Here is a 9,689-nt window from a genome sequence, read left to right on the forward strand (position 1 = left end):
CCCCCCCCCCCCCCCCCCCGGGGCCGGGCGCGGCCGCAGCGCCGCTCCGCCGCCCGGCCCGCCGCCCGGTCCAGCGCCCGGTGCGCCCGGGCGTGCGCCGGTGCGCCGGTCGGTGCCTGCGCTCAAATCACTAGGCGAGACGGGGAGTTGGCGCTTTGCTGCGGGGTGGTGGAGCATGGGCGGGGCCCGGTCCGTTGCGGCGCGCTTGCGTCCGGCCGGGCGGCACGCGTACGGCGAGAGGGGGTGGGTCCGATGGGTTCGGTGGTACGTCCGTTTCTGGTCCGGGGGAGGGCGGTTCCGCTGGCCAGGTACCTGGCGGAGGAGGAGATCGAGGGCCTGGTGGCCTGTTCGTGCATCGGCAACGAGGTGACCATCGACCTCGCGGACACGCGGATCCTGGTGAGCCTGGCCGATGTCGGCGCGGTGGTGGGCCTCACCTTCCACATGGTCCAGGACGGTCCGGCCAAGCCCCGGTCCTGGACGCGCCGGCTGCCCGGCGACGCCGGGTCGAAGGAGCTCGCGACGTGCATCGCCCGGGACGTCCGGACGCTGGAGCGCGAACTGGCGCCGCTGCGGCGCCGGCCCCCGGAGGACCCGGAGCGCCGTCGGCCGGCCACATGAGCCGTTCTCGCCGGTCAGCCGGGGGTTGTTAGGGTGCGGGCGTGGACAGCGATCACGCACAGCGCGAGTACCCCTTCGCCGACGGCCGGAACGTGCTCTGGGAGCTGGAGGGCTACGGGGCGGACGACCGTCAGCACTCCTCCCGGTGGCTCGGCCGGGAGGAGTACCTCCGGATCCGTCACCTCTTCGCGGCCGAACTCGGCGGCGACGACTGGATGATGACGGGCTCCTGGCCCGTCCCGCCGCAGCTGTGGGGGCCGTTGCAGGAACTGCTCGGGCCGCTCGGCCTGGAGGACGGCATCGACTACTTCCTCGGCGCCCGCCAGAACCTCCCCGACGGGCGGATCTGGCGGCCCGGGCCCGACGGCGGACCGCTGCCGGGCCCGGTGCCGGCGCCCTGACGACCAGGCCCGACAGGACGCCGGGCTTGACGGGCTCAGGGCTTGACGGGCTCAGAGCTTGACGGGCTTGGGCACGGGGGGACTCGCGTTTAGCGGGTCACCAGCCAGGACAGGGTGCCGGTCAGCTCCGCCCGCAGGGCCGGGTCCGCGACGGCCGGGGTCGGGTCGGTGGCGACCGCGGTGAGCAGGTGCGGGCGCGAGCGCGGGCCGGTCAGGTGCAGCGCGTCGAGGTCGAGGGCGGTGCGCCCGCGCAGCCGGGGCTGCTCGCGCCCGTCGAGGTACCAGTGCAGCAGGGTGCCGGGCACGGGCAGGTCGACGGTCAGGCGGTCGTCGGTGGTGAGCCAGCGGCCGGTGGGGGTGGCGCTGGTCAGCGGGGTGGCGTGGCGGTAGAAGCCGGCGATCATCGCCTCCCGTCCGGGCAGGTTGAACTCGTGGCCGAGCGAGCGCATGATCGAGTTCTCCGTCGGCCGGTAGAGGCCCTTCGGGTAGTAGCCGGCGCCCTCGTAGCTGTCGACCGTCCCGCCGTCGGGTGAGGACTGGCCTAGCCAGCGGGACCACTTGGTGCCCTGAGTGCGCATCCGGTCGGCGGTCAGGGTGCTGAGGTTGGCCTCGGGCGGCTCGTCGCCCTGGTAGGTGCCCTGGGCGTCGTAGGCGTACTCGTCGGCGAGCTTGCCCAGCGAGTGGCCGGTCTCGTGCACGGCGATCTGCCCGGACTTCGCATTGCCGCCCGCCACGGTGGCGATGCCCTCGTAGCCGAGCGGGGACTTGACGTCGTTGTAGCCCGCGCCGCCGTACTTGGCGCTGTTGGCCACCACGATCACCAGGTCGGCCTGCGGTGCCTTCGCCGCGTAGCGCTCGACGGCTTTCTCGTCCACGCAGAGCAGCCGCTCGACTCCGTCGCACCAGAAGTAGGAGCCGAGCGCGGTGTGCCGGACGGTCGTCTGGTCCGGATCGCCGGTGACGCCGGACTCCGGCGAGACGGCGGACACCGCCCAGACGTTGAACAGCTCCCGGTAGGTGGCGTACGGCTCGACGGCGGTGATCTCCCGCCACTTCTCGGCGGCGTCGGTGCGGAACTTCTGCTGCTCCTGGGCGGAGTAGCCGTCGCCGATCACCACCACGTCCAGCTTGGTGGCCGGTTCGCCGTTGTGGACGAGGGAGGTGACCTCGCCGTCGCCGTCGGCGCCCGGGGCGGTGAGGCCGGCGGGCGGTGCGGCCAGGTAAGGGGAGGCGGCAGGTGCGGTGGCGCGCGAGATGGCGCCGTCCTCGGTGAAGGCCTCCACCGGGTGCCGGGGCCCGTCCGCGGTCGGGGTGTTCGAGGTGCCGTGTCCCGGCGGGCTGGAGGCGGGTGGCGCGCTCCAGGCGGGCGCGGCGCCGAGGAGGGCCGCGGAGAGGGCGGCGGTCAGCAGGGCGGACGCGGTCCTGGTCGCTCTTCTGGTCCTGATCTGCACGGAGGTCCTCCCGGTGGGCGGTGGGTATGGGGAGGCTCCTTCCCTTGTTCGGGACCTGACAATCCATCGGGATCCGACGGTGCCGCGTAGTACGGGGCCGGACGGGGTGGCCGGTCAGAAGGATCCGGAGAACTCGCCGAACAGGATGGTATGGCAGCGGGCCGCCACGCCCGCCCGGCACACGACGGCGATGACCAGGGTGATGACCAGCGGCCACTGGAAGAGGCCTGGTGCTCTGGCCGCAGAGGTTCGCCGGGTTGGCGCTGGAGGGCTCTCGGCCGGTTGGATGTCGCGAGACGTCAACTCGGGAGGGGTGCGATGGCAGAGCAGGTCAGGGTACGAAGGCTCACGGACCAGAAGGCCAGCAGCTACAGAGGATCGTGCGGCGGGGCAGCACCGACTCGGTGCGGTATCGGCGGGCGATGATGCCGCAGACCGCAGACCGCAGACCGCAGACCGCAGACCGCAGACCGCAGACACAGCGCAGCCGCACAGCCCGAACCTCGCAAGGAGCTCCGCATGAAATATCAGGATGTCGACACGGCCGTGGCGGAGATGCTCAGGACGCTCGGCCCCCACACCGCCGCGGATTGGACGGTGCCAGCAGGTTCGCTCGAGTGGAGTTGCCGGGAGACAGCGGCGCACATCGGACACGACCTCCTGGCCTACGCAGGACAAGTGGCATCAGGGGCCGCCGACGCCTACCTCCCCTTCGACCTGAACGTTCACCCCACCGCCTCACCGATCGAGGTGCTCCGGACGGTCACCGCCTGCGGCCGGCTTCTCAGCAGCGCGTTGGCCACCGCCAGCCCCACCATGCGGGCCTGGCACTGGGGTCCATGCGACCCCGAAGGGTTCGCGGCCATGGGCGTCGCCGAAATCTTGTTGCACACCCACGACATCACGCAGGGACTGACAGTGGACTGGCTGCCCCCGGCGCCGCTGTGCGCAGCTGTGCTCGACCGCCTCTTCCCCGACGCCCCATCCGGAGATCCCGTCCAGGTGCTTCTCTGGTGCACCGGCCGCCGGGCACTGGACGGCCTTCCCCGCCGGACATCGTGGATCTGGAAGGCAGCACGATCCGACTGAGAGCACCCACCCGGGGAACCTATGCGGTGAGAACACCAGCCGACGTCGTACTCCTCGGTCGGCGCCGTCTCCCGTTCCGTTGCCCGGCCCCGGACGTCCCGCTGTGCAGCCGTCGCGACGCCGGGCGTGGCTCGGCTCACGCCGGGGAACGGCGGAGTGCGCGAGGAATTCACCCTGGCCGGAGCGGACTTGTGAGCGGCAGTAGATTGGCGGGCATGACGTCGACGCCTGATGCGATGAGCCCCGTCTCGCGGACCGCCTTGTACGCCGCACTGGTGCGGGCCCGCGAGGGCGCCCGGCCCGAGCCGCTGTTCACCGACCCGTACGCGGCCCGGTTCGCCGAGGCCGCCGGAATGCCCACCGAAGCCCCCGAGGAGGGGCGGCGCAGCGAACTCGGCGCCAGGCTGGCCGTGCACGTCATGCTGCGGACCCGTTTCTACGACGACCGGCTGCTGGCCGCCGCAGCGGACCAGGTGGTGCTGCTGGCGGCCGGGTTGGACACCCGGGCCTACCGGCTGGACTGGCCCGCCGGGACGCGGCTGTGGGAGCTGGACCTGCCGCCGGTGCTGGCCTTCAAGGAGGAGGTGCTCGACGCCGCCGGTGCCGCGCCGGCCTGCGGGCGCGCCGTGCTGCCGGGCGACCTGCTGGACCCGGGCTGGCCGCGCCGACTGGTCGAGGCGGGCTTCGACCCGCAGCGGCCCACCGCCTGGCTGGCCGAGGGCCTGGTGGTGTACCTGAGCGCCGAGCAGGCGGCGGGGCTGCTCGCGGCCGTCGGCTCGCTGTCCGCCCCCGGCAGCCGGCTGCTGATGGAGCGGGGCCGGGACGTCTCCCGGACCCCGCACGACCCGGCGCTGGCCCAGGTCACCGAGCTCTGGCAGGGCGGGCTCGGGCCGGACACCGACCAGTGGCTGAACGCCCACGGCTGGGAGGCCCGGACCACGCCCCTCGCGGACGTCGGGGAGGCCTACGGCCGCCCGCTGCCGGAGGGAGCCGGCCGGACCAGTGGCTTCATCGAGGCGGTGCGCACCGCCGCGCGGTGAGCTGCAGGCCTGCGGGCCCGAGCAACTCGGAGTACGCGCGCGGGCCGCTGCCCGGACTCGCGACGCCGGGCTTCGGGGATGCCCTCCGGGGCCTGCAGGGCATCACCAAGTCCGTTGATACACGGGGGAGGGCGCCCGCTCCAACCTGAGGTTCGTCGACAAACGCATCGCCGCGCTCGAAGTCGACCTGCTCGAAGCCCGGCCGCGTTGAGATCCCGCTGGCGATCAGATTGACGGGCATCTCGAAGACGGCGAAGAGGAGGATGAACGGCGCGTGGTCACGCTTCGGGCTCGATCCCGAGGTCGGCGAGCAGGCCGCGGATGCGCTGCTCGATCTGGTCGCGGATCGGGCGCACGGCCTCGACGCCCTGGCCGGCCGGGTCGTCCAGCTTCCAGTCCAAGTACTGCTTGCCCGGGAAGAACGGGCAGGCGTCGCCGCAGCCCATGGTGATCACCACGTCGGAGGTCTGGACGGCCTCGGTGGTCAGGACCTTCGGGATCTCGGCGGAGATGTCGATCCCGACCTCGGCCAGGGCCTGGACCACGGCCGGGTTCACGCTCTTGGCGGGGGCGGATCCGGCCGAGCGGACCTGCACCCGGTCGCCGCCGAGGCGGGTGAGGAAGGCGGCGGCCATCTGGGAACGGCCGGCGTTATGCACGCAGACGAACAGCACGGACGGGACGGCGGGAGTGCTCACGAACGGGTCCTTCGGTCTTCGGGGCTGGAGGTTGCGGGGTCAGCGGGCGGCCGGGGCCGGCTGGTGGTCGTCATACGGGACGACGACGTCCTCGGCGGCCGGGGCCGGGCGGCCGAACAGCACCGCGACCAGGGCGACGCCGACGGCCAGGCCGACGAGTTGGGCGGCGATGAACGGCAGCACGGAGGCGGGGGCGATTCCGGCGAAGGTGTCGGTGAACGCGCGGCCGATCGTCACGGCCGGGTTGGCGAAGCTGGTCGAGGACGTGAACCAGTAGGCGGCGCCGATGAAGGAGGCGACCGCGGCCGGGGCGAAGTGCGCGCGGCCGGTCCGGGCCAGGCCGAAGATCAGCAGGATCAGGCCAGCGGTGGCCACGACCTCGCCCAGCCACAGATGCGGCGCCCAGCGGTCATGCGTCGACCAGGCCACGAACGGCTTCGCGAACATCGCGTCCGCGAGCACCGCGCCGCCGATCGCTCCGCCGATCTGGGCCGGGACATAGGCCGCGACTTCGGGCAGGCCGGGCCCGTCGCCGCCCTGGCGGCCGGTCCACCAGGCGGCCAGGGTCACGGCCGGGTTGAAGTGGGCGCCGGAGACCGGGCCGAGCAGCAGGATCAGCACGCCGAGGCCGAACACGGTCGCAAGGGAGTTGGCCAGCAGCTGGACGCCGACGTCGTTGGAGAGCTTGGCGGCCTGGATGCCGGAACCGACCACGACGGCGACCAGCGCGCCGGTCCCGACGAACTCTACCGCCGCCCGGCGCCCGAGCGGGGCTATCGCGGTCATCTGGACTCCCCGGCGGGGGCCTGGAGCAGGGCGGAGAGCTTGGCCAGCGCGGCGGGCAGCACCCAGTAATAGACCCAGGTCCCCCGGCGCTCGGAGCCGACCAGGCCGGCCTCGCGCAGGACCTTGAGGTGGTGGGAGATCGTCGGCTGGGACACGTCGAAGGGGCCGGTCAGGTCGCAGACGCAGGCCTCGCCGCCCTTATGCGAGGCGATCAGCGACAGCAGCCGTAGCCGCACCGGGTCCGAGAGGGCCTTGAACATCTTCGCCAGATCGACGGCGGCCTCTTCGTCCAGCGGCTCGCGGACCATCGGCGAGCAGCACGCGGCCGCGTCGTCCTGGCCGAGCATCTCAAGCTCCAGATTCGACATACGTCTATGTTGACAGTCATCTATGCGAGTGGCAACGTCGACCATATCGACAGCCGTCGAATCAAGGACCCGGATCGGGAGAAACCGCCATGTCCCGCGTTCAGCTCGCCCTGCGCGTCGCCGACCTCGAAGGCTCCGTCGCCTTCTACTCCAAGCTCTTCGACACCGAGCCCGCCAAGCGCCGCCCGGGCTATGCGAACTTCGCCATCGCCGAGCCGCCGCTCAAGCTCGTCCTCATCGAGGGTGAGCCCGACGTCGAGACCCGCCTGGACCACCTCGGCGTCGAGGTCGAGACCGTCGAGCAGGTCACCGCCGCGACCAGCCGCGTCAAGGACGCAGGCCTGGCCACCTTCGAGGAGAACGACACCTCCTGCTGCTATGCCCTCCAGGACAAGGTCTGGGTCACCGGCCCCGGCAAGGAACCCTGGGAGGTCTACGTCGTCAAGGCCGATGCCGCCACCCTCGGCAAGAGTGCCGACGGCGCCCCCAGCGCCTGCTGCACCAGCACCGAGCAGAGCACCGAACCGGCCGTCGCGGCCGGATGCGCCTGCGGCTGACCCTCAGCAACACCGATGGCTTTGCCCTCTGACGGGGGCGAGGCCATCCCGCCGTTCACCGCCTTGCAGCACCGGACTGAGCGCCTCACGGACGCCTACGCGACGCATCAGCCCAGCTCACGCCTGATCCGTGAAGTTCAGCGTCCGGAAAGTGGATGACCCCGGCGACCACTGGGCGGAGGTCGCCGCAGTGCTCGCTGACGGCTGTGAGACCGCCATCCTGCGCCCCACCAGCCCGCCCGTCCCACGGCAGCTCGCCCGTCTCGAACAGCTCCCGCGCATCACCGGCACCACCCTCCCGACCCTCGACGCCTGGCCGGGCACCGCCGAGCTGCGCCTGACGTCTTGGGTAGGGCGGATCCGATGGGCTGTCACTCCCTGGCGCGGTGCAGGGCGCGGAGCGGCGTCTTCCCTGGCCGCACCGGCCGCACCGGCCGCGGGGATGGTGCGGCGGGAGTCTACGAGAAGAACTGCAGGGAGGACACCGTGTCGTTCCAGGAGCTGTCGAGGTTGCCGTATCCCCACGACCGGATCGCCAGCTGACCGCCCCGGTAGTCCGCGTCTTGGTAGAGCACCACCGGCATGTTGGAGTTGTTGTAGTACGAGCTGGCTGCATCGTTGAAGTTGTAGGCACCCAGGTAGGACACATTCGAGCGGGTGACCAGGATCGGGGCGCTGCCGTCCCCGTTGTAGTTGACGTCCCGGTAGAGGCACAGCCGGCCCGACGGACAGCTGCTGGTGCCCTGCCCGTTCGTGAGATAGGTGTCGGTGGCCAGGTCCTCCGCCTGCACCGTCGGGACGGCGTACGCGGGCGCCGTCAGCAGTCCGGCCGCCAGGGCCGCCACGCCGGCGGCACGTAGGACGCGTGACTTCATGGGAACTCCTCAAAGCTCGTGGATTGCGCACGGATTGTTCCTTCGGATATTTCCACTTCGCCGGCGAGCCCATCAGCGACTGACACCCGAGCGGCGACTCAAAGTATTCGTTCGCAAGCCAAGAGTGGTCAATGTCCTGGAGGGAATGCACCTCGGGCGGCGGTGCACCTGGCGCAGATCGCGCGGCCTGGGCGCTCCAACGCGCCCCCGGCGTCGGCCCACAGCTCCTGCCGGTGCCCGGTAGCTTGGTGCGTGCACGCCCTGACGGGTGGGGCGCGGGTTCGGGAGGAGTGCACCGTGCGTAGATCGTCGATCACCGTGGCGGCGGTCACGGGGGCTGCCGCCCTCGTCCTGGGGAGCGCCGCCGTGGCGGGACCGCCGGGGCCGCGGCTCGCCGCGCGCTATCTGAACGTCCACCAGTGCGTGTACTACGGCCCCGGCGGGCACTACACCAACTTGCTGCCGAACACCGCCGACGCACCCTTCAACACCGGGACGAACGTCTCCGACACGCCGGACACGGCGCTCTCCTGCGGCGCGGGGAGCGGGGGCTGGAAGCCGGCGCCCGCCAACTCGGCGGTGAAGGCGTTCGACCTCGCCGCCGGCCGCTACCTGAACGTCCACCAGTGCGTGTACTTCTCGGCCGGCCAGCACTACACGGCCATCCTGCCGAACACCCCGAACGTCAACTTCAACACCGGCACCAATGTCTCCGACAGGCCCGACACCGCGCTGCGGTGCAGCCCGGGCGGGGGCGGCTGGACGCTGACGCTCGCCAACTCCGCCGTCAAGTCCTTCGACCTGACCGGCAACCGCTTCCTCAACCTGCACCAGTGCGTGTGGACGTCGGCCGGCATGTACTACATGGGCGTGCTGCCGAACACCCCGAACGTCAACTTCAACACCGGTACCAACGCGGCCGGCACGCCCGACACCGCGCTCAACTGCCACCCCGGCGGCGGCGGTTGGTCGCTCGACCCCCTGGACTCGGCCCTCCACCCGCTGGGCAACTGAGACAAGAGAGCGCACCGGGCCGTGATCCGCGGGCCGCGACGGGGCCCGCCCCGTCGCGGCCTCTGTTGCCCCCCTGGGGGGCAGGCCCGGCGCATGAGTGCCTCCTCTCGTCCGTCAGATCACGGGCCGCGGCATCAGGCCGTCGGTACGCACCGGGGCCATTGCCCGTGCTGCGACAATCAGCCGGTGAACAACAGAACCAACCACCGGCTCTGGCCCGCGCAGCAGCGGCGTCAGTGGCTCTTCGGTGCCCTCTTCCTGGCCTTCGCGGCCTACATCGCGTTCCGTACGCTGACCGCCTCGGGACCGGTATCCCCGCGTACGGCGGTCGGCGGGCCGTTCATGGTGCTACTCGGGCTCTTCTTCGCCAGCGCGCTCATCGCCGGGAACTTCGCCTGGGTGAGCTTCGACGAGACGTCGCTGTCGTGGCGACGCCCGCTCTGGTTCGGCCAGAGCTTCGACTGGGCGGACATCACCGCCGTGGAGGTGGTCAAGAAGAACGAGCGGCACAATGCCCCAGACCTGGTTCGCGTCGAACACCGCACCAAGGGGTTCTTCTACCTGCCAGTCCTGGTCGGGTTGCGGGGCTCCTGGCGCGACCCAGATCTGGAGGCGAAGACCGCACGCCTCATCGCCACCTGGCGCGCCGCCACCACCCCGGCCCTTGCCGAGCAGCAGGCGAGCTCCCGTTAGTTAGATCGTCCTCTACTGGCGTGTGAAGTCGAGGATCAAGCGCGACCTCGGGATCAAGGACATGGGCACGCTGCTGCCCGGCCACGGCGGGATCAT

At 71.5% G+C, this 9,689-nt stretch carries 12 protein-coding genes and 2 pseudogenes; 9 read left to right on the forward strand and 5 right to left on the reverse strand.

All coding sequences use genetic code 11. The annotated features are described in order from the left end of the window. The first annotated feature begins 261 nt into the window (after positions 1–261). Together ABTY61_RS40970 and ABTY61_RS40975 are read left to right on the forward strand one after the other, a co-directional pair. A complete protein-coding gene (locus ABTY61_RS40970) occupies positions 262–621 on the forward strand; it encodes a hypothetical protein (protein WP_350510339.1) in 360 nt (119 codons plus the stop codon). A 41-nt stretch (positions 622–662) separates the two neighbouring features. After that, entirely contained in the window at positions 663–1,022 is a 360-nt protein-coding gene (locus tag ABTY61_RS40975) for a hypothetical protein (protein WP_350510340.1), read from the forward strand. A gap of 89 nt (positions 1,023–1,111) precedes the next feature. Here ABTY61_RS40975 and ABTY61_RS40980 read toward each other — a convergent pair whose 3' ends face one another. Next, on the reverse strand, positions 1,112–2,473 hold the full coding sequence (locus tag ABTY61_RS40980; RefSeq protein WP_350510341.1) for a M64 family metallopeptidase: 1,362 nt from the start codon (positions 2,471–2,473) through the stop codon (positions 1,112–1,114). A 519-nt stretch (positions 2,474–2,992) separates the two neighbouring features. Between ABTY61_RS40980 and ABTY61_RS40985 the strand changes: the two genes are divergently transcribed. Next, on the forward strand, positions 2,993–3,562 hold the full coding sequence (locus tag ABTY61_RS40985; protein WP_350510342.1) for a maleylpyruvate isomerase N-terminal domain-containing protein: 570 nt from the start codon (positions 2,993–2,995) through the stop codon (positions 3,560–3,562). A gap of 215 nt (positions 3,563–3,777) precedes the next feature. Beyond that, on the forward strand, positions 3,778–4,602 hold the full coding sequence (locus tag ABTY61_RS40990; RefSeq protein ID WP_350510343.1) for an SAM-dependent methyltransferase: 825 nt from the start codon (positions 3,778–3,780) through the stop codon (positions 4,600–4,602). 278 nt (positions 4,603–4,880) lie between these two features. Here ABTY61_RS40990 and ABTY61_RS40995 read toward each other — a convergent pair whose 3' ends face one another. From ABTY61_RS40995 to ABTY61_RS41005, 3 genes are read right to left on the reverse strand one after another with little or no spacing between them, the layout of a single operon-like run. After that, a complete protein-coding gene (locus ABTY61_RS40995; RefSeq protein ID WP_350510344.1) occupies positions 4,881–5,300 on the reverse strand; it encodes an arsenate reductase ArsC in 420 nt (139 codons plus the stop codon). A gap of 39 nt (positions 5,301–5,339) precedes the next feature. Then, positions 5,340–6,086, reverse strand: a complete 747-nt coding sequence (locus ABTY61_RS41000; RefSeq protein WP_350510345.1) for an aquaporin — start codon at positions 6,084–6,086, stop codon at positions 5,340–5,342. Continuing rightward, positions 6,083–6,454: an ArsR/SmtB family transcription factor gene (locus tag ABTY61_RS41005; protein ID WP_350510346.1), complete on the reverse strand. Its 372-nt coding sequence runs from the start codon at positions 6,452–6,454 to the stop codon at positions 6,083–6,085. The genes ABTY61_RS41000 and ABTY61_RS41005 overlap by 4 nt, the downstream gene beginning before the upstream one ends. A gap of 89 nt (positions 6,455–6,543) precedes the next feature. Here ABTY61_RS41005 and ABTY61_RS41010 point away from each other — a divergent pair, with 89 nt between their 5' ends. Beyond that, complete coding sequence (locus ABTY61_RS41010; protein ID WP_350510347.1) at positions 6,544–7,011, forward strand: ArsI/CadI family heavy metal resistance metalloenzyme; 468 nt, start codon at positions 6,544–6,546, stop codon at positions 7,009–7,011. 151 nt (positions 7,012–7,162) lie between these two features. After that, positions 7,163–7,321, forward strand: a pseudogene (locus tag ABTY61_RS42125) (ImuA'/RecA-like NTPase); the annotation flags it as partial. A 148-nt stretch (positions 7,322–7,469) separates the two neighbouring features. Here ABTY61_RS42125 and ABTY61_RS41015 read toward each other — a convergent pair. Next, on the reverse strand, positions 7,470–7,886 hold the full coding sequence (locus ABTY61_RS41015; RefSeq protein WP_350510348.1) for a peptidase inhibitor family I36 protein: 417 nt from the start codon (positions 7,884–7,886) through the stop codon (positions 7,470–7,472). 297 nt (positions 7,887–8,183) lie between these two features. Here ABTY61_RS41015 and ABTY61_RS41020 point away from each other — a divergent pair, with 297 nt between their 5' ends. The 3 genes and pseudogenes from ABTY61_RS41020 to ABTY61_RS41030 all read left to right on the forward strand — a co-directional run. Then, positions 8,184–8,900, forward strand: coding sequence for a hypothetical protein (locus tag ABTY61_RS41020; protein WP_350510349.1), 717 nt, complete (start codon positions 8,184–8,186; stop codon positions 8,898–8,900). 186 nt (positions 8,901–9,086) lie between these two features. Beyond that, positions 9,087–9,593 carry a hypothetical protein gene (locus tag ABTY61_RS41025; RefSeq protein WP_350510350.1) on the forward strand — a complete coding sequence of 169 codons (507 nt, stop codon included), beginning with the start codon at positions 9,087–9,089 and terminating at the stop codon, positions 9,591–9,593. Positions 9,594–9,618: 25 nt separating this feature from the next. Further along, positions 9,619–9,689: pseudogene (locus ABTY61_RS41030) on the forward strand (phosphatidate cytidylyltransferase); the annotation flags it as partial.

The sequence above is a fragment of the Kitasatospora sp. NPDC096128 genome (assembly GCF_040303105.1).
Classification (GTDB): Bacteria; Actinomycetota; Actinomycetes; order Streptomycetales; family Streptomycetaceae; genus Kitasatospora.